Below are 19,444 nucleotides of genomic sequence, written 5' to 3' on the forward strand. Positions count from 1 at the left end.
TCACCTCCCGCCGGCGATGACCGCTTCATCGTCGCGATCCAGCAGCGCGAGCCTGCCGCCGTAGGTTTGCTGCAGCAGCTCTCTCGTGAATACAAGTCCGGTCGGCCCGATAGCCATCAGCCGTACGTTGAGCAGGATGACCCAGTCGAAATATTCTTTCACCGTCGCAAGGTCGTGATGAACGACCAGCACAGTCTTGCCCTGCTTCTTCAGCTCGTTAAGCAGCGTGATGATCGCCTTCTCCGTCGCCGCATCCACCCCGACGAACGGCTCATCCATGAAATACAGCTTGGCGTCCTGCGCCAACGCCCTGGCGAGGAATATTCGCTGCTGCTGGCCTCCGGACAGCTGGCTGATCTGCCGGCCCGCGAAGTCGGCCATGCCGACCTTCTCCAGGCATTCCATCGCGAGCTCGCGCTCCGTCAGGCCGGGGCGCCTGAACCATCCCAGATGGCCGTAGCGTCCCATCATCACTACATCCAGCGCGCTGGTCGGGAAATCCCAGTCGACGGACTCGCGCTGCGGCACATAGCCGACGAGCTTGCGCTGTTCGCGGTACGGCTTGCCGTACAGCGCCACCTCGCCGGCAACCCGCGGGATAAGCCCCAAAGCCGCCTTGATCAGCGTCGACTTGCCGGCCCCGTTCGGCCCGACGATGCCGATCAGATTGCCCTCCGGAATATCCAGCGAAATATCTCTTAAAACCGGCTTTTTCTGATAAGCCACGGTCAAATTGCGAATGCTTAAAGGGGATTGCATCGGTTTATTCTCCTCCTTGCTTGCACGGTTTATTTTAATGCGCTAACGATCGTGTCGACATTATGGCGAACCATCCCGATATACGTTCCTTCCGGGGTTCCTTCTTCCCCCATTGCATCGGAGAACAGCTCGCCGCCGATCTTCACTTCATGCCCCTGCTTCTTCGCTCCTTCGATCACGGCTTCAATTGATTTCTTGGGCACGCTCGATTCCACGAATACCGCCTTGATTTGGTTGGCCACCATAAAATCGCGCAGGTCGCTAATGTCTTTGGACCCGTATTCCGAAGCCGTGCTGATGCCCTGCAGCCCCATCACCTTAATGCCGTAAGCATCTCCGAAGTATCCGAAGGCGTCATGCGCGGTGACGAGCACCCGCTGCTGCTCCGGTATCGAGGCGATCTGATTTCTCGCGTAATCGTCCAGCTCTTGCAGCTGCTTCGTGTAATCGTCCGCATGCTTCTTATAGTCGTCGGCGTGGGCGGGGTCCAGCTTCGTCAGCTCCTCGCGGATCACCTCCGTTGCCGAAATCCAGTGCCGCACATTGAACCAAATATGCGGATCATGGGCCGCCTCGCCTCCCTCCCAGCCTCTTAATTGCTGCTCGGCAATATTGCGCGATACCGCTACCGTCGGCTTTTCCTTCGTCATCTTCTCGAAAATCTCCACCATTTTCCCTTCCAGATGAAGGCCGTTATAAAAAATGATTTGGGCCTGCTCCAGCTTCTTCACATCCCCTTGGGACGCTTTGTACAAATGCGGATCGACTCCGGATTTCATCAGTCCCGTCACTTCCACATGCTCCCCGCCTACCTGCCTCACCACGTCCGAGATCATTCCGATCGTCGCCGTCACCTTGATCTTGCCTTCGCTCGCCGGAGAAGCTCCTTGCTGCGGCTGCCCGCAAGCCGATAGCCCCACAGCGACCGCCAAAAATATAAACGTCATAACCAATCTTCGAAACGATGATATTACCTTCCCGCTTTTCACGATCTCCTTCACTCCCATTCCATTTTTTAACTTTTTACCTATAGACAAATTGTTTCCTTTCTAAATATTTGTTTCCTTAATACAACTTATGCATATTATATACAAAAATGTTTCTCTAGTGCAACTCTTTTTCGCCAACTTTTTTTCGGCTGCACCGTTTGGAGTTCGCGCCGCTTTTTGCTAAGATAAAAAAGACAATAGAAAATCATTTCCATAGGAGGGCTCTGATGGGCAATTTCGATAAGCAGTTAAATCAATACGCGCAAATTATCGTCAACATCGGCGTCAATATTCAAAAAGGGCAGACGCTCGTCATCAACGCGGCGCTCGACGCGGCCGAGCTGGTCCGTTTGCTTGTCAAAAAGGCTTATGAAGCCGGCGCTTATACGGTCAAAGTCAACTGGTCCGACGATACCGTCTCCCGCTTGCGGTACGACCTCGCTCCGGACGAGTCTTTCCTCGAAGAGCCCAAGTGGTATGCGGGCGAAATGCTGGAGCTGGCGGAGAAGGGCTTCGCTGTCATCAGCGTCGTCTCGTCCGACCCGGATCTGCTGAAGGGCGTGCCTCAGGAGCGGATCGTCAATTATCAGAAAACGTACGGCAAAGCGATGGCCAAATACCGCCAGTATATGCAGTCGGATAAATTCAGCTGGTGCGTCGTCGCGGCGCCTTCTCCGGCATGGGCGGCCAAGGTGTTCCCGAATTTGCCGGAGCAAGAACAGCTCGCTAAGCTGTGGGAAGCGATCCTCTCCACCGTGCGCGTCGATCAGGACGATCCGGTAGCCGCCTGGGAGAAGCACATCCAAACGCTCAACGAGAAATCCGCCTATTTGAACGCCAAAAAATATAAGAAGCTGCACTACATCGCTCCCGGCACCGATCTGACCATCGAGCTTCCGGAAGGCCATATCTGGGTCGCCGCGGACAGCATTAACGAGCAGGGGCACGCGTTCGTCGCCAACATGCCGACCGAGGAGGTGTTCACCGCCCCGCTCGCTACCGGCGTAAACGGCAAAGTATCCAGCACCAAGCCGCTCAGCTACGGAGGCAACATCATCGACGGCTTCACGTTGACCTTCGAGAACGGCCGCATCGTGGACGTATCCGCCAAGCAGGGCGAGGAGACGCTGCGCGGGCTGATCGAGATGGACGAAGGCTCCCATTATCTTGGCGAGGTGGCGCTTGTTCCTCATCGCTCACCGATTTCCGAATCGAATATTTTGTACTATAACACGCTGTTCGACGAGAACGCCTCCAATCATTTGGCGATCGGAAGCGCTTATGCGTTCTGCCTCGAAGGCGGCAAAGGCTTGTCTCAAGACGAGCTGAAGTCCAGAGGGCTTAACACGAGCATTGCGCATGTAGATTTTATGATCGGTTCTGCGGAGATGGACATTTACGGGGTGATGGCGGACGGCGCCGAGGAACCTGTGTTCCAAAAGGGCGGCTGGGCATTCTGATATGACCCGAACCGACGTTTCAAGCGGAATTTTCATGGAAAAAGGGGCCTTCAAAGGCCCCTTTAACGTTCGCCGGTCTGCCGGCGTTAGGAGAACAGGAAATCGACATCGGTAAGCACCTGGTCGGTCAGCGGAAAAATAATTTGCTCCTCCTTCTCCAGATGGTCTGTCAGTATACGGCAAGCCTGGGTCAAGTACGCGGCCGCGCGTTTCACCGGCAGCGCATCCGAATCCGATTTGAGCGCGTGAACGGCCCGGAAGAACGAATTCATATGATCCATAGCCCGTTCGTGCTCCTTCTCCAACATCCATAAGGAAGGTACGACGGAAGGCCGCTTATACTTATGAAAATACAGGTTCAGAAAAGGATACAGCTCCTTCTCCTCCCAATGGGAATGCCTCTCCAGCTCCTCCTGAAAAGCCATCGCCCACAGCCTCAGATGCAGCAATGTCCCTCTGGCTTTGACCGGATCGCGCTCGCGCTCCGCCAGCACCGATTGCTCCGCCATATCGCGAAGCACCTGCAGCAGTTCGCCGTGCTCCCGCTTCAAACGGTCTACGAGCTCCGACAACTCTGTCACATGTGCGCTTGTGTACTCCTCCCGAGGCTGAAATTGCCCACTCATAGCTCCACCTCCAAATGAATGTTGTTTACATGTATACTTTACAGATTACTCCCGGACCCCTTGGTTGTATGTGTGACTTATCACAATTGCCGCTTATTTTTTTATCGGCGGAGAATGCAAAAAAACTCTTCGGCGGGCCGCGTTCATCAAGAAAGCGGTCTTCCAAAGAGTTTTTTGCGTGGCGCGGCCGGCTGCGGCTACGGCGTGTCCGTGTCCGCCTTCTTGCCTTTCGGCACGCCGTCGAGCCCGTAATACTGGTCGTATGCGTCGAATATTTTGCGCGCGATCGGCGCCGCGTTCCAAGCTCCGAAGCCGCCTTCCGGCACGACGACCGCTACGGCCAGCTTCGGCTTCTCCGCGGGCACATAGGCGATAAAGACCGCGTTGTCGATCATTTTGCCGCCGACCGATTGGGTCGAGGTTCCCGTCTTGCGGGCTACCGAGTACGGAAAGCCTTCGAAGCCCTGCACGTTAACCTTTAGCATTCCTTTTTGGATGGCATCCCAGTAAGCGTCCGGGAACGAGGTTTCCTCCATCACCTCAGGCTCCACTTTGCTCACCGGCTTGAAGTCGTAGGTTTCGATCTTGTCGACCAAAAGCGGCTTCAGCTTCTTGCCGCGGTTGGCAAGCGTCGCCGCATACTGCGCCATCTGCAGCGTCGTATATTTCTCGTTCTGCCCCCAGGAGGCGTATACCATCCGGGACTGCAGCGTTTCCTTCGTATTCGTCTTGAACTCGCTGATCCCCGCCGATTCCCGAGGCAGCCCGCTGCCCGTCAGCACGCCGAGACCGAATTTGTTCAAATACGATTCCCAGATGTCGACGGCCTGCTGCCCGCTGCGCATATACAGCGGATTGCCGATCATCGCCGACATGAACGTGTTGGAGGAATGCCAGATCGCGTCCGCCGCATTGATCAGGCCGTACGCGGCCCGGTCGGAGTTCGTCAGCTTGGCGTTGTTGTCTTTACCGTAGGTAAACACCCCGGTATCGTTATAGGTCGTCCCTACGCCGAACAAGCCTTCGTTCAAGCCGATCAGCACCGACAGCGGCTTGATGATGGAACCGACGTACACGATCGAGGTCGGGTGATTTTTCAGCTCGTTCTCCGGATAGTCCGGATACGCCGTCGTAATCGTGCCGTTATTGATGAACGGCTGGATGCGCTGGTACTCCTGCGTGGAAATGCCGCCGTTCCACACGTTCGGATCGTAGTCCGGCATGCTCGCCATCGTGACGACCCTTCCCGTGTCGACCTCCATCGCCACCGCATATCCCGCCTTCGCGTTCGGCGCATAGCCGTAATGGGACGCGCGGGCCGCAGGCGACTTGGCGTAGGCAAGCTGATCGATAATCGCCTGCTCGGCCACCTGCTGAATATCTTTGTTGATCGTCAGGAACAGATTGTTCCCTTTCTCCGGGGCTTCGATCGACACTTTGCCGATAATTTTTTGCGAGGCGTTGACCGGATACGTCTTCATGCCGTTTTTCCCGCGCAGCTCATCCTGATACATCAGCTCGATGCCGTCATAGCCGACGTCCTCGGTATCCAGATAGCCGTCCGTCGTACTCTTGTTCTTATAAAAATCGAGCCCGTTCTTCGGCTCCCTTGCCTGCGAAAACGGCCGCATATAGCCGATAAGCTGTACGGCGATCTTATCCGGATCGTAGGTGCGGATGCTCTCCTCCATCACCTCAAGCCATTTCAGCTCGTCGCGGTGCTCGAGGATATAAGCGATTTCCTTATCCGACAAGCCGGATTTGATCCGCCGCGGAACGAACGAATAGCTTGGCGCGGTCGTCGAATTTTTGTCCAGATCGTATCCGACGTCCATCGATTTAATAATATCGGCCGCCGTCATCTGCGGCTTGCCCGGATCGCCGTACTCCTTGAACAAGGCTTCCAGCTTGCCTGCCAGTGCGATAACGTCATCCTTCTTCTGATCGGATTCCATACGGAAATATAAGGACTGGGTCGAATTCGTAAACGCCAGCGGGTAACCGTTGCTGTCGAAAATATTGCCGCGGATCGGCGCGATCGGCGTATCCCGTTTGGTCGTCTGGGCTTCTGCCGCCTTCAGCTGCTTGCCCTCGACAAACTGCAAAATCGCCAGCCGGACGATCAGGACGGAAAATAAAACGAACGTGCAGAAGAAAAATAGATTGATTCGAACGGTGTAATGACGCCGCTTGTTCGATTCGTGCTTTTGCGGGTCATCCGTCGACATGGACTTTCTCATGTTGCTACAGCTCCTTTAAATCCTTGAAAAGTCATGCGAGCAGCTCGAGCAGGGAATGAATCCCGGCTCCCGAATGATAATCGTAACGTTTGATCTTAACGGCGTCGATCCCCGCCTGCGCAGGGGCCCAAATGTCGTTCGTATCGTGATCGCCGACGTACAAAATATCCGACGCGGCAAGTCCCGAACGCTCCAGCGCCAGATGAAAAATAGCCGGGTCCGGCTTCTCCAGGCCAACCTCCGTGGATACGATGACCGGATCGAAATGATGCAGAATCCCCTGGTGCCGGAGAATGTCCGTCAGCGTCGGCGCAAAATTGGAAATAATGCCGAGCCGGAATCCTCTTTGCTTCAGCGCCTCCACGCTTTCCTTCACATCATCGAAAAGCCGGTACGGCTGAGGTCCCGTAAACAGCTCGTACATGCCGCGGCAGCAGTCGTCGATTTGCTCGTCGGTCCACCGTTCCTCGTGCACGCCGAGCTTTTCCAGAATGTAACGGTATAGCTTCATCCAGAAAGCGCGGTCTGACTCCGGCGTGCAGGGCTCGTACGCATCGACCTGTCTGCCGTAGTAAAAGAGCCGGAACGCTTCGGTGAACAGCCGTCCCACCCGTTCTTCGTCGCGCCGAAGCGACCGATCGGCCAAATATTGCCGCATTATCGTCTGTGATGCCGGTATCGTCATCAGCGTATCCCCTACGTCAAAAAAGACGGCTTTATACGCATGTAATGGTTTTGGTATCATAAGAATGGCTCCTTCTCCCCTAGGTACGCGGAAACGTCTTCCGATCGCTGTTACCCACCGTTCTTCTAAATTTCCCCAAATTCGACAGCAATCGGGCTCTAGCACCCTATTATATTGTAGTGTAACATAATTCGGCCCAAAGGGAAAAAGCCAGCCATCCCGGAACCTTGCGGTTGGATGTCCGGCCTCATCGGTTATTTGCCCAATGGCTCAAACCTCGCGTATATGCGTTTCGTTGAAATTCGGCGGGTTGAACCAGTTGCCTCCGCTGGAAACCCAGGTCGAATCAAGCGGAACCCATTTCTCTTTATCGCTCAAATAAACTTCATTCCAGGCATGGGGACCGTAGCTTCCTTTGCCGTCGAAGCCGAGTCCCGTCACGACCTTGACGTCGAGCCCGACGGAGCGCGCCATCACCGCATACAGACGCGAATAATCGATACAGACCCCTTTGCGCGTCGCAAAGGTTTGCTCCGGCGTTTGCTCCTTCCAGATTCTTTGCTGCTCGTAGAGATCGACTTTATCCCAATCGTACTGGACGCGGGTTCCGACCCAGTCGTACAGCAGGCGCGCCTTCTCCTCGTCGGTTTTGCCCTTGGCCGTCACTTCCTTGGCCGCTTCAGAAATGTCGTTCGGAATCTTCGCATCGAGCACCTCGTATTTGCGCTGCAAAATGTTGCTGAATTCCTGCTCCACCGCTTTGGTGAACACGGGCAGCCGATTCTCGAAAAAATCGCCGGTGACCGGCTTGATGACGGTGCCTGCGCCTTTTTGGTATAAAGCAGAGGCTTGAATATAATCGGCGGCGGGCGTCTGCGGAAACAAAGCGGCCGCAATAAACAGGACGGCGATAATAACCAGAGAGCGCCCGATTCCCGTAGCGCAGCCGATGACGCCGCCGGCAAGACTGCTGACGATATGGGAGAATCCTCCCCGACGGCCCCCAGGCCGCGGCGGTCCGGACATCCAGCTGTCCATCAGCGGATCGATAGCGATGTAAAGCACACGCTTGATCAGGCAATAGCCGAGCACGAATAATATGCCGTAGCGCAGCAGCGAGAAATCGCGCATGCTTGTCATCAGCGTGTAGTAGAGCTGCTTGAGCGCTCCGAGATCCTCCGCCGGGATGTCCAGCTTCAGGGAGGCAAGCCATGTTTGCACCTGCGGCGAAGCCCACGAGGCCAGCTTCCAGGCAAGCAGCAGCGCCAGTACGGTCGCCAGCGCTTCGGCCAGCATTAGCAGCAAATGGCGGGCCGACGCCGACGCGCCGCGCACCACCCCTTGAACGGCCGACGCGGCCACGACGACCGCCAGCGCGATCGTGATCCAATTGTACGAGCCGATGGAACTCAGCCAGGAAGCCATGCCTGTCACCTCTCTCTTTTTTCGCAAGGCTGCGAAAGCCCTGAAAGCTTCGTTATTTATATCTTCGTATTTTTCTTAGCTTGTTCGATCAGCGCATTGACGACATCATCCATTTTCATCGTAAAGGTTTGATTCATGAACGTCACCTTCACTTCATTGGCTCCGGGATTTCCGTCAATTCGCAAGCTTTTGGTCGTTACGGTGAACGTTCCGTCCGGATTTTGCTTGTACTGCGCGTCCTTCATTTCCCCGGAAATGGTTTTGATCGCCTGAGCCTTCGCTTCCGCCGTTACCGCGGTGCCGATCTCCATCAGCTTATCCTTGTAGCTCGCTCCGTAAAAGAACAGCCCGGCGATAACCGCCAGCACGATAATCCATTTCACTAATGTCTTGACAATTTTGACGACGATGAACAATACGACGATCGCCGCCACGACGACGAACCATCGCTCTTGTAAAAATGTCATAATGAAATTCGCATCCAAATCCATCTCTCCCCTTTCAATCTTCTTGCACCCCGACGCTCTGACGCGCCGCCGTTTACTCCTCTTCTCTGCGCCTTCTAAGCTCGGCCAGTTTGCGCTGGATCTCCTCCGACTTGTCCGCCCGCTTGATCTTCTTATAGGTGGATCTTACGCGCAGCAGCACGCCCGCCGCAACGGCGGCCAATACGATGATCAGAAATGAATCCAATAATGCCGCCCTCCCGGAAATGTAGTACGAGAACCGTCACAAAGAGTTCCAAAATAATGGTACTAACCCTAAGGCTTGTCACGTAAACGTAATGATAAGGCCGTCTCTTTGCAACCCTGGAGTAATGTCTCGGAAACCAAAAAACGTTCCAATGAACTGTAAGCGTCCGCCCGTAAAACTGCGCCCCCGCCCGATGCTCGATAGAGAACCAAGCCATACTGTAGGCGGAACGGCCCAAACCCGGTGAAAGATGCGGCAGGCCCGCCGGTGCCGCAGAGCTTCGAAGGACGCTCCTACAATCGTGAAATGCGAGGTGATGATGTTGAAAACCGCAATCTGGCTTTATTTGTTCATGTTCGTAGCCTTTTTCGATCTTCATGCGCAGTATCCGATCTTATCCCCGTTCGCCATTTCGCTAGGCGCAGCCCCTTCGTTCATCGGTCTTATTCTGGGCGTGTATTCCATTACTCATCTGCCCGGAAATTTACTGGCCGGGTACGGCGTCGACAAGTATGGCAGCAAGCGTTTCATTGTATTCAGCCTGATTGTAGCAGGTATCGTACTATTAATTCAATCCCGGGTTTCCGACCCGTGGCAGCTGCTTATCATCCGCTCGATCAGCGGGTTCGTTCTCGCCTTCTTGTCGCCCGCCTGTCTCTCCCTGTTGGCCAAAATCGCCAAGGATCAAGTGCAGCAAAGCAAGCTGATGGCGGGCAACGGGCTGGTGCATACGATGGCCTCCGTGCTCAGCCCTGCGGTGGGCGCTTATTTGGTAGCCAAGCTGGGATTTGTCCAATCGTTCACCGTACTGGGCTGGATTCTTATCGTCACCGGGGTGCTCGCCTTATTCGGCGTGAAAGAACGGCAGGTTACGGAAGCGGCGCAAGCCGTATTCCCCACCGACGCGCACGGGCTTCCCGCCGCCGGCCGGAGCGGCGCGAATGCGGAAGCCGAGGGCCAGCCCTACGGCGGCATTCCGTGGCTGTTCTTCGGGGTTCCGCTCGCGCTATCCTGCTCGCAAGGCATCCTCTTCTTCGAGCTTCCTCTAATGAAGGAAGCCGCCGGCTCGATCATGACGTCGGGCATTCTCTTCTCCCTCGTCAGCCTGGGCGCCCTCGTGACGTTAAGCATGCTGTTTCTTAACCGTGTCTCGCCGTTTGTCCGGATGATATCGGGGAGCTTGTCGCTTGCGCTCATCTTCTTCGGCATGTCCGTTCATTGGCCTGTGCCGATTCACGTCGCCTTATTCCTGATCGGCATGACCAAGGGGGTTATCTTCCCGTCGATAGCGTCCTTGCTCGCCAGCGTCACGGCTTCCAACCGGTACGGACGCATTTTCTCGTACTTGTCCATCGCCTACTCGATCGGCGCTTTTATAGGTCCCATTGTTGCCGGACATATGAGAAGTCATACTTCGCCTTATTTTATTGCTTTTCTAGCTTTAATGCTGGCGCTCTGCGCGCTTCCTCTAAGAAGCTTCTTCAAACCGGCCCCCGCTTGAACGGCGGACAGCGCGTACGCTCTTCGTCGGCCGGCAAATGCAGATAGGTGTCCCACAAGACAAGTAACTATCAAATTTATAGCGACTGGGTGTACACACAAGCCGCTCCGCTCCTTTCACATAATATAGATAGTGTCAAATGATTACTGAAGTTGAAAGGAGCGGAATATCCATGGGAGTTGACGGCGTTGGAATCTGGACCTCTACCGGAGTCATTTTGGTGTTGTTCATTCTGCTTGTTATTGTAAGTCGCGGCTTTATTTATTAATTTAGATACGCTTCTCGAATTAAGCAGTCAAAGCCGTCCGGCATGCCGGACGGCTTATTGGACATTATTTATCTTTTTCCGATCGAAACAGACGGACCTATACCGCCAGGCCCGTTCGAACTTTGTAATGAGATGTTCCGAAAAGGAGGTGAAATACATCTGATGAAGAAGCCTTCCGGCAGCATACCCCATTATTCACGTAAAGAAGATAGGAGTGAATTTTTCATGAAGCCAGCTGTCTTTAAAAAGACGGCGCAAGTAACCGTATTGATGCTGATCATTTCGGCGCTACTGCCCGTATTAGCCTTCGCGGCGACCGGTTTTAAAAATCTGACTTACCGCGACGGCACCGTTTCCGGTTCGGTCTACTCCGATGTGTATTCCGAGAATGCACAAGTATATTTGTACGATCCGAACGGTAACTATCTTGGCACCGCATCGACCGCTACATACAGCGTTTACGATGGCGTGTACACTTACAATTTCTCTAGCAGCGTTTCTAACAGCTACACTTACTTGAATTTGCTGGAAAAGGTAACGGATTCCGTGTACGGCACGGTCTACAATTCGACTTCATCCAGCAGCGGCGGTCATAAAGGCGGCGGGGGCGGCGGCAGCTACATTCCGTCCGGACCTAGCATTACCGTTTCTTCCGACGGCTATATTGACGCCAATACGTTGATCAACGCACTGACCAACAACGACGTCATTGAGCTGGTTCTGAGCGGCGACACTGTACTCATTCCGGCCAAAGCGCTGAAGGACTTTGTCGGCGACAAAAACAAAGCGCTTGTTATCTCTAACGGAAACGGCACTTATACGCTTCCTCTTTATGTTCTGAACCTGGACGGCCTTGCCGACAAGCTCTCTGCCTCTGTAGACGACATGACCATCAAGGTTTCCATCAGCGCTGCCGGCGATAGCGTCGCAAGCGATATCCAAGCGGCTGCAGAAGCGCTGGGCGGCACCGTAGCCAGCGGATCGGTCGACTTCGATCTTGTCGCTTACGGCACGGACAGCACAACGACGACGCCTGTCGAATTAGGCAACAACTACATTAGCCGTACGCTTCCGCTGACGAAAGCGGTCGATCCTTCCAAAGCAACGGCCGTAGTATTCGACCCGGCAAGCAAAAAATTAAGCTTCGCTCCTGCCCTGTTCTCGTCCGAGGACGACAGCAACGAAGCGACGATCAAACGCAACGGCAACAGCATCTATACCGTCATCGAATTGAACAAAAGCTTTGCCGACAGCCAAGGGCATTGGGCGCAATCCTACATCGATCTGCTGGCTAACAAGCTGGTCATCGACGGTGTAACGGATACTTCGTTCGAGCCGGAACGCAACATTACCCGTGCCGAATTCGCAGCCTTGGTCGTTCGCGCACTCGGTCTTGATCAACTTGCCGGCGGCAGCTCCTTCACGGATGTATCTTCCGGCGATTGGTTCTCCAGTGTAGTCGCAACGGCTGTCAACGCCAAAATCATCGACGGCTACGAAGACCACACATTCAGACCGAACCAACCGATTACCCGCGAAGAGCTCTCGGCCATGGTCGTTCGCGCCTTGGCATATGCAGGCGCCAAACCGGACGTATCGGCTGACCGTCAAGCGGAATTGCTCGCCAAATTCAGCGATTCCAATCAAATCGTATGGGCACAGCAAGAATTGGCTGCAGCTATCGAAGCAGGCATCGTAGACGGAATGACCGATACTACGATCGCTCCTTCGAAACAGGCTACCCGGGCGCAATCGGCAGCGATGCTGAAACGGTTGCTGACCAAAGCCGATTTTATCAACAACTAATACTGCTCTCGGGCGGTATCCACTCTCCATTTCATAAGAACAGCCTGACATCTTGACATGTCAGGCTGTTTTTTTGTATGAGAAGAAGCCCGTCCGCTTACCGTTTCGGGTATAACGGATAATCCACCTGAACCGGCGCTTCGATCAGAATCATCCGCAGGCCGATATCCGTTGTCAGCAGCGCCTCCTCCGTTTCCCCCGCATCAGCGCCGAGCACGGAGAAATCTTTATGTGCGAAGCTGACGAGCGAAGACTGTCCCGCTTTCCCCAGGGACCATCCGCCGTCGCCCCGAATCGCCAGACCTGCCAGCGCACGGCCGGCTGCCAGCCGATGGCGGTACGTCTTCCCTGCCGAAAGCTCGATATCCCACATCCGGACATCGGCCGTCAGTTCAACCGGAGCCCCTTCCCCGATGACTGTCTTCACCGTCGCTCCGTCTTCCCGGGAGAAGGCAAACTGCCCATGCTCATATTGGTTATATGTCGGCCGTCTCTGAAGCGCATCCCGGAGATGAGGCTCGAACCAAATCTGGAAGCCTTCAGAATCCGGACCGATGAACCGTTCGCTGTGCGACACGCCGGAACCGGTTTGCATTACCTGAGCCCCTCCGGCAGCCACGCGGCTCTGCGTGCCGAGCGTATCGGCGTGCTCCGCCTGGCCGTTCACCATATAAGTAATAATCTCAAAGCCTTGATGCGGATGCATCGGAATAAAACCTTCGACCTTAGCATGCGCCCACGCCCAATAAAATAACGGACCGATGCGTTTAACCGCCGAACCTTCGCCCGGAAAACCAATAGGCTTTTGTTCGGTAATTTTGCCTCCGTCAAAGCCTCCCGACGCCTGCTGCTCTTGCGGATAAATAACGATGTTCACGTGTATCCCTCCCGAATGGAATCGATTGATCGCAACAAAAAGCGTATTTCTAATATAAAGTAATTAACTTATTATTTATTAGTTAATAATTTCATTGTAATAATTATTATCCGTTTCGTCAAGAGACTGACGGCGAAACTTTTTTGGTCATTGTTTCGACATTTCCTGGGAAATCCCAGCATCACGCATACTTGGAATAAACCGGGGAACTGGGTATACTAAAGCGAGGTAATGTTCGGTATTGATCGGAGGAGAATCGCTATGACCATCGCCATCATCGTGGAAGGCAAAAACGACCGAAGCAGACTTCGCCGCCTTTTGAAGGAGGAGGTTTTGCTGTTTTGCACCTATGGCTCTTTAAATACAGAGAAATTGGAGGATCTGAAGAAGAAAGCGGGCTCTTGCGAAGTGTATTTGTTTACGGACAACGACTCTTCCGGCAAAAAAATCCGCGGCATACTGCGCGATACGTTTCCGGATGCGGAGCAAATTTATACGAGAAGAGGGTACGCCGGCGTAGAAGGAACTCCGGACGAGTATCTAATCCAGCAACTGGAAAAGGCCGGCCTGGAAGAGTACATTATATACCCTCCGCAAGAACCGGCTCTGGACTTTCCCTCGGTTAAATTGTAATCGATCGTTGCTATTCCTTGCTCAGCGCAATCATATCCTGGGCAATCTTCTCGACGTCGAGATCGGCGTCGTTGCCATTATAATACGTGCGCAAATCCCCCTTTTTGTCGACGAGCAAAATGACGTTGTTATGCGTGAAATTGCCCTGCTGGTCTTTTACGACCATGACGCCGAATTTGTTAGCGATATCGAAGGCCGTCGCCTCGTCCCCGCGCAGGAAATACCAGCCTTTCGGATCGGCATGATAATGGCCGGAAAAATCCTTAAGCTGCTCCGGCGTATCCCGAGTAGGATCGAAGGTAATCGATACGATGGCCGTTTTATCCCCGAAAACCCCTTTACTGACAAGCGTATCCTGAACTTTGGACAACGTATAGGTCGTCGGCAAACATACGTCCGGACAAGTCGAATAGAAGAAATAAACCAGCTTCGTCTTCCCTGCCAAATCGGATAGCCCTACCTGCTTGCCATCGAGATTGGTCAGCTTAAAGTCCGGGGCTTTCTTGATGACGCCCATCTTCGTGTCATTGCCCTTCATCAGCATATAGCTGAAAGTTCCGATCATAGCCAGCAGTACGATGATGACAACAATTTTAAAACCGTTCTTTTGCAGGGTTGCGTTCATGGTTCATCCCTTCCTCTAATCCAAATTCAGCTTCTAATGATCGTAAGTTTTCCTCGCAAAACCTGTCCCCTATTGCACTGCAAAAAAAGATCCCATGTTGCCATGGGATGAAGCCCGTCCGCCTTGCCCCGTGCCGGGAGCCGAATTATCCTTGCTTCACGGTCGTAATAACCATGATGATAAACAACAGCGTCAAGTAATTGATGGAATAGATGAATGTTTTTTTCGCCCATTGGACTTCGTCCTCCGCTTTGAACCCTTTCATCGTCAGGAAAGCCCAATACAATCCCATCGCAGCCGCGGCGTAAAAGAAAATGACGTTCACGTAGCCGTAGACGTAAAGCAGCATCGATACCGGAACCAGCAGAACGATATAGCGCATCATGCTGATCTTCGTCGTATAAGATCCTTTCACTACCGGCAGCAGCGGAAATCCCGCGGCGCGGTATTCTTCCGCGCGGCGAATGCCGAGCGCCCAGAAGTGCGGCGGCTGCCACAGGAACAAAATGCCGAATAAAATAATCGCCCCGGCGTCGATCGTCGGAGTCACCGCACAGTAGCCGATGACCGGCGGCATCGCTCCGGAGAAGCTGCCTACCACCGTGCTCCAGACGGAAGTACGCTTAAACCAGGCCGTATAAATCCAGACGTAAACGAACAAGCCGATCATCCCGAGCAGCGCGGTCATCGGATTGACGAGCAGGCCGAGCCCGGACACCCCGATTACACCGAGAATGATTCCGTACACGAGCACCGTTTGCGGAGACATTTTACCCGTAGCGAGCGCGCGCTTCTGCGTTCTTGCCATCTTCACATCCATGTCCCGGTCCAAATAATTGTTCAGAACACAGCCGGAAGCCATAACCAGCGCGGTACCGATCAGCGTGTAGAGCATTTGCAGCCAATTGACGTGCCAGCCGGAAGCTACCCAGAAGCCGCCGAACGCCGTGATCGAATTGGAAAAAATAATACCCGGTTTGGCAAGCTGTACGAAGTCTCTCCAAGTGACGGGTCCGTGTTGTTGAGTGGTTTCCAGTTGTGTGTCCTGCCCTGCAGCCAAACCTTCCGAAGGAAGATCCAGCCTCATTTGCTCTTCCACCTATAGTACCTCCCTCAAAAGCTTCCGTAAAGGAAACCTTGTGTCGAAAAACGAATGTTCGTGACGTAACGAAACCGTTCTTCCTTTAATCTCCTTCCATCATATCAACACGGAACCCGTTTGACAACAAACCGCGCGCGAGTTCAAAATATTGTCGATAGTTTATCGGCGTACCGAGCTTGTCCCTGACCGACCGCCCGAAACGGTTCGACGTCCTCGTCTATGCGGCAAGAGAAGACCGGCCGCAGGGGGCGGCCGGTCTGAGGATGGACTATGGATCGAACGGTCGATTATTGGATTTTGCCTGCGCCCGCATTCGCCTTAACGACGGACGGCACATTGGCGGTCGCATCGATCGTGCCGTACAAGGACGGCGTCCAGCCGACCGAAGTGCTCAGGCTGTTGCTCGAAGCGACATTGACGGATGAGCCGTTCAATTGCGTTCCCGAATCGTACAGCGCCGTCCCGCCGCTAAAGACGCTGGCGATTTTGGCTGCGGACAGCCCGGGAATGCTGAACGAATTATTTTGCGCGTAAATTTTCGACGATTTGCCGATGCCCCACGCGTAACTGAACGGATAGGTTCCGCCGCTCTTGCTTCCTTCATAATAATTGTTGTACAGATGGACTTGTCCGAAGCGGACCCGCGGCGCGCGCTGCACGACATCCTTGTAGTAGTTGTGATGCATGGTCACCTTCAGATGGCCGTCATCGGAGGTTGCGCTGTCGCTGGAGCCGATGAGCGTCGTCTTGTCATGGTCGTGGAAATAGTTATAAGAGACGGTAATATAATCGGCCGCATTGGAGATGTCCACCGTGCCGTCATGATGCTGATATTCCCTGCCGAAATAAGTGCCGCTGCCGCTATCCGGATGCGAGCCGTCGTCGAAGGTGCAGTGATCGATCCAAATATGATTGGCGCCCTTGATCGTAATGCTGTCGTACATCGAGTTCCAGTTGCCGCTGCTGCCGTCGGTAGGGTCCCATTGCGGAAAATAATCGTACGCGTCCTGGAATTCGATATTGCGGATGATGACATTCGTCACGCCGCTCTTCAAATTCAGATTGCCGCCGACGATTTTGGCGTTCGTCCCCGAGCCGACAAGCGTCGTATTGGAAGGGATGTCCACGACGATGCGGCCGGCCTGCTTTTGCTGCGACCGTTTTCTCGCATCCTCCTGCGTGCCGCTCGGCACCTTCGACGTTCCCCATACCGCAGGGTCGTAAGCCGCCAAATAGGCGTTGAAATCATAGGCCGAATCTTTATATTCGTTAAGTCCCATCGCATTGTTATTGTCGTCCACGTTCATATTGATCGTGCCGGACACATAGATGATTTTGGGCGTCGTGTTCGATCCGCCGCCGAGCGCCGTCACCAGCTGCTTGCGGTTCGTCACCGTGAACACATTGGCGGAAGTGGCCGCGGAGCCTCCGGTCGTTCCGGTCGAGTATGCCGCCCAGCCGTCATTGGACGCGAGCACCTGGTGTCCGAGGTCAGTGGCCGCCGTCGCCGGAACGGCCCCGGCCAAAGATGCGATGACCGTAGTCACCATCAACGATTTCATAAGCTTGTTCATCATTCGATCCCTCCGGATACATAGTTTGGATTGCTTTGCCATCCGCTGCTGCAGCTCCTGATGAATGATTGCCCTTATTTTCGCCTCCCTCGTTCCAAATTTCGGTTCCTTGCCCTTATGAAAAGCGAAACGGATGTAAGCGCTATCCGTTCGCTGTTTCCATTATTCGGCAGATCGCAATCGATTGGCTATAGTCCGAATTTAACTTTATTTAACATTCGGCAGCAGCGGCTTCCGCGGAAGTGATCTGAATGACAAATAGTCTTTGCATAACTAAGCGTGCCGCTTTTAATCTACCGCGGGTAGAACGGAATGAGCCTCAAGTTGAAATCGATGTATGTGAAAACGAGAAGAAAAGCGCAGGAACCAATCCCTCAAAAGTGACGTGATGCTCTGAAGCTTATTCCGTCCGCATCCAGCCTAAGCCGGATCGGCGTCTAACCCTTCCTCTGGGATCGTTCTATGGGTAGACTTTACTTTCGGGGGAGACCCCGGATTTCCACAGGATATGGCTGCGCATCATTTCCTAAACAGCAAAAAGAGCCGCTCTAGCGGCCCCTCCCTCCCCTTCAAGGGCTGTTGGCTAATCGGTTGCCGTTTCCCGCAGCACCGTTCTACTTTCTGACCAGAAGCGGAGCCGAGGCAAAATACCGGCTGCGGATAAATGCCCAGGCCCGTTCCAAATAATCCTGAATCTCGTACGCTTTGCGCCCCATAACGGATACGATCAAACCGTGCTTGTAGGTGCGGCTTATCCCGGCATAGAGACCGGACGAAGCGTCTTGCCTGCCCCGGGCGACGGCATCGAAGCCGTCCCGTTCCCCGTTCATAAAGATTCGCAGCGCTTCGGCCATCGCGGCGTCCGCCAGCTCGCTGAACACGTACAGCGTCCCCATATGGGTGAAGCTCCCCCAGGCGCCTATGCTCGCAAGCCGCTGAACGCCGGGCTCCACCTGCTGCCTGCCGCAGTATACCCATTCGTCGCCGAAGCGAACGGCAAGCCGGCTCCGATAGCGGCAGTATCGGAACAACTCGCCGCGCTGCGTTCGACCGGGGCAGACGACCTCGGACAAAATAAGCGTCGATCCCCGCTCCATCCGCACATCCGTCGTACTATGGAAGCAGGCGTCCTTATATAGCGTCAAAGGCTCCGGCATATATTCCACATATGCGCCCTGGCCGAGCGTAAGCCGCTGCGTTTGCTCGCTCGGCGGATGAACGGCCTGCCCCGTTTCATCAAGCCGCTGCGGATGCACTTTGGTATACGACTGATTCGTCACGTATACTTTCGTATGCGCTCCGAAATGCCAGTCGAGCTCGTAACGGTCGCCCGACATAATCCCGGGGGAAGCGTCCATCATATAGACGCCGAGCTGCCCATCATCAAACGGAAACGCTTTGGCGATTTTGAGCGGATAAGCGTGATACCGGTCACCGAGCCGCGTTTTCCCGTCCGCTTCCAGAAAAGCGGCCGAAATGCGGCCGGTTACTCTAGGCATGACGGCATTCCCGCTCGATCCAGTCGACGATGTCGTCCAGCCCTTGGCCGTCGAATAAATTGGAGAAAATGAACGGGCGGTCGCCGCGCATTTTGCGCGTATCTTCCTCCATGACGGTCAAGCTGGCGCCGACATGCGGGGCGAGGTCGATCTTGTTGATCACGAGCATGTCGGAGCGCATAATGCCGGGGCCGCCTTTGCGCGGAATTTTCTCCCCTTGCGCCACATCGATAATGTAGATGAAGCGGTCCACCAGCTCAGGGCTGAACGCCGCCGCCAAATTGTCGCCGCCGCTCTCGATAAAGATGAGATCAAGATGCGCAAACCGGCGTTCCAGTTCTTCGATCGCTTCAAAATTCATCGAGGCGTCTTCGCGGATAGCCGTATGAGGGCAGCCGCCCGTCTCCACTCCGATGATCCGCTCCGCCGACAGCGCCTCCGAGCGGATCAAAATGTTGGCGTCTTCCTTCGTGTAAATGTCGTTGGTAATGACGGCGATGCTGTAGCGGTGGTTGAGCTTGCGCGCCAGCCGTTCCACCAGCGCGGTCTTCCCCGATCCGACTGGGCCCCCGATGCCGATTCTCATCGGCCTATCCGAATGCCGGTGCTCCGGCGTTTCCCAATGATGATGGTGATGCGATCCTCCTTGACACATAGGCGGATGCCTCCTTATATAGAGTAG

At 54.4% G+C, this 19,444-nt stretch carries 19 protein-coding genes; 5 read left to right on the forward strand and 14 right to left on the reverse strand.

Annotated features, from left to right (window positions below):
* Both N0M98_RS08855 and N0M98_RS08860 read right to left on the reverse strand, forming a co-directional pair.
* Complete coding sequence (locus tag N0M98_RS08855; protein ID WP_259617592.1) at positions 1 to 759, reverse strand: metal ABC transporter ATP-binding protein; 759 nt, start codon at positions 757 to 759, stop codon at positions 1 to 3.
* 29 nt (positions 760 to 788) lie between these two features.
* Complete coding sequence (locus N0M98_RS08860; protein WP_259617593.1) at positions 789 to 1,706, reverse strand: metal ABC transporter solute-binding protein, Zn/Mn family; 918 nt, start codon at positions 1,704 to 1,706, stop codon at positions 789 to 791.
* A gap of 269 nt (positions 1,707 to 1,975) precedes the next feature.
* On the opposite strand from N0M98_RS08860, the gene N0M98_RS08865 reads away from it, so the two are divergent.
* Positions 1,976 to 3,208, forward strand: coding sequence for an aminopeptidase (locus N0M98_RS08865; protein ID WP_259617594.1), 1,233 nt, complete (start codon positions 1,976 to 1,978; stop codon positions 3,206 to 3,208).
* Between the two features lie 86 nt (positions 3,209 to 3,294).
* Here the strand turns inward: N0M98_RS08865 and N0M98_RS08870 are convergent, their stop codons facing one another.
* The 6 genes from N0M98_RS08870 to N0M98_RS08895 form a co-directional block, all read right to left on the reverse strand.
* Positions 3,295 to 3,834: a hemerythrin domain-containing protein gene (locus tag N0M98_RS08870; RefSeq protein ID WP_249861756.1), complete on the reverse strand. Its 540-nt coding sequence runs from the start codon at positions 3,832 to 3,834 to the stop codon at positions 3,295 to 3,297.
* 197 nt (positions 3,835 to 4,031) lie between these two features.
* Positions 4,032 to 6,074, reverse strand: a complete 2,043-nt coding sequence (locus tag N0M98_RS08875; protein ID WP_249861755.1) for a peptidoglycan D,D-transpeptidase FtsI family protein — start codon at positions 6,072 to 6,074, stop codon at positions 4,032 to 4,034.
* 31 nt (positions 6,075 to 6,105) lie between these two features.
* A complete protein-coding gene (locus N0M98_RS08880) occupies positions 6,106 to 6,819 on the reverse strand; it encodes an HAD-IA family hydrolase (RefSeq protein ID WP_259617595.1) in 714 nt (237 codons plus the stop codon).
* A gap of 210 nt (positions 6,820 to 7,029) precedes the next feature.
* Positions 7,030 to 8,184, reverse strand: a complete 1,155-nt coding sequence (locus N0M98_RS08885; RefSeq protein WP_259617596.1) for a transglutaminase domain-containing protein — start codon at positions 8,182 to 8,184, stop codon at positions 7,030 to 7,032.
* Positions 8,185 to 8,240: 56 nt separating this feature from the next.
* Positions 8,241 to 8,651 carry a hypothetical protein gene (locus N0M98_RS08890; RefSeq protein ID WP_259617597.1) on the reverse strand — a complete coding sequence of 137 codons (411 nt, stop codon included), beginning with the start codon at positions 8,649 to 8,651 and terminating at the stop codon, positions 8,241 to 8,243.
* Between the two features lie 73 nt (positions 8,652 to 8,724).
* Positions 8,725 to 8,877 carry a hypothetical protein gene (locus tag N0M98_RS08895; RefSeq protein WP_249861751.1) on the reverse strand — a complete coding sequence of 51 codons (153 nt, stop codon included), beginning with the start codon at positions 8,875 to 8,877 and terminating at the stop codon, positions 8,725 to 8,727.
* Between the two features lie 322 nt (positions 8,878 to 9,199).
* On the opposite strand from N0M98_RS08895, the gene N0M98_RS08900 reads away from it, so the two are divergent.
* From N0M98_RS08900 to N0M98_RS08910, 3 genes are all read left to right on the forward strand, one after another.
* Complete coding sequence (locus N0M98_RS08900; RefSeq protein ID WP_249866461.1) at positions 9,200 to 10,378, forward strand: MFS transporter; 1,179 nt, start codon at positions 9,200 to 9,202, stop codon at positions 10,376 to 10,378.
* 172 nt (positions 10,379 to 10,550) lie between these two features.
* Positions 10,551 to 10,646, forward strand: a complete 96-nt coding sequence (locus N0M98_RS08905) for a YjcZ family sporulation protein (protein ID WP_249861750.1) — start codon at positions 10,551 to 10,553, stop codon at positions 10,644 to 10,646.
* 225 nt (positions 10,647 to 10,871) lie between these two features.
* A complete protein-coding gene (locus N0M98_RS08910; protein ID WP_259617598.1) occupies positions 10,872 to 12,452 on the forward strand; it encodes an S-layer homology domain-containing protein in 1,581 nt (526 codons plus the stop codon).
* A 97-nt stretch (positions 12,453 to 12,549) separates the two neighbouring features.
* Here N0M98_RS08910 and N0M98_RS08915 read toward each other — a convergent pair whose 3' ends face one another.
* Entirely contained in the window at positions 12,550 to 13,329 is a 780-nt protein-coding gene (locus N0M98_RS08915; RefSeq protein ID WP_259617599.1) for a pirin family protein, read from the reverse strand.
* 261 nt (positions 13,330 to 13,590) lie between these two features.
* Between N0M98_RS08915 and N0M98_RS08920 the strand changes: the two genes are divergently transcribed.
* Entirely contained in the window at positions 13,591 to 13,962 is a 372-nt protein-coding gene (locus tag N0M98_RS08920; RefSeq protein WP_259617600.1) for a ribonuclease M5, read from the forward strand.
* 10 nt (positions 13,963 to 13,972) lie between these two features.
* On the opposite strand, the gene N0M98_RS08925 is transcribed toward N0M98_RS08920, so the two are convergent.
* The 5 genes from N0M98_RS08925 to ureG all read right to left on the reverse strand — a co-directional run bounded on the left by N0M98_RS08925 (position 13,973) and on the right by ureG (position 19,417).
* Positions 13,973 to 14,587: an SCO family protein gene (locus N0M98_RS08925; protein WP_259617601.1), complete on the reverse strand. Its 615-nt coding sequence runs from the start codon at positions 14,585 to 14,587 to the stop codon at positions 13,973 to 13,975.
* Positions 14,588 to 14,732: 145 nt separating this feature from the next.
* The gene (cyoE, locus tag N0M98_RS08930; RefSeq protein WP_375295463.1) at positions 14,733 to 15,674 is read right to left on the reverse strand and encodes a heme o synthase; all 942 of its coding nucleotides are present in this window, start codon (positions 15,672 to 15,674) and stop codon (positions 14,733 to 14,735) included.
* Between the two features lie 302 nt (positions 15,675 to 15,976).
* Positions 15,977 to 17,251 (reverse strand): pectate lyase, encoded by a 1,275-nt coding sequence (locus N0M98_RS08935; RefSeq protein ID WP_259617648.1) that lies wholly within the window; start codon positions 17,249 to 17,251, stop codon positions 15,977 to 15,979.
* A 626-nt stretch (positions 17,252 to 17,877) separates the two neighbouring features.
* The gene (locus N0M98_RS08940; RefSeq protein ID WP_259617602.1) at positions 17,878 to 18,762 is read right to left on the reverse strand and encodes an urease accessory protein UreD; all 885 of its coding nucleotides are present in this window, start codon (positions 18,760 to 18,762) and stop codon (positions 17,878 to 17,880) included.
* Positions 18,755 to 19,417, reverse strand: a complete 663-nt coding sequence (gene ureG, locus N0M98_RS08945; protein ID WP_259617603.1) for an urease accessory protein UreG — start codon at positions 19,415 to 19,417, stop codon at positions 18,755 to 18,757. The genes N0M98_RS08940 and ureG overlap by 8 nt, the downstream gene beginning before the upstream one ends.
* Positions 19,418 to 19,444 lie beyond the last annotated feature (27 nt).

It is taken from the genome of Paenibacillus doosanensis, assembly GCF_025060755.1.
Taxonomy (GTDB): Bacteria; Bacillota; Bacilli; order Paenibacillales; family NBRC-103111; genus Paenibacillus_S; species Paenibacillus_S doosanensis.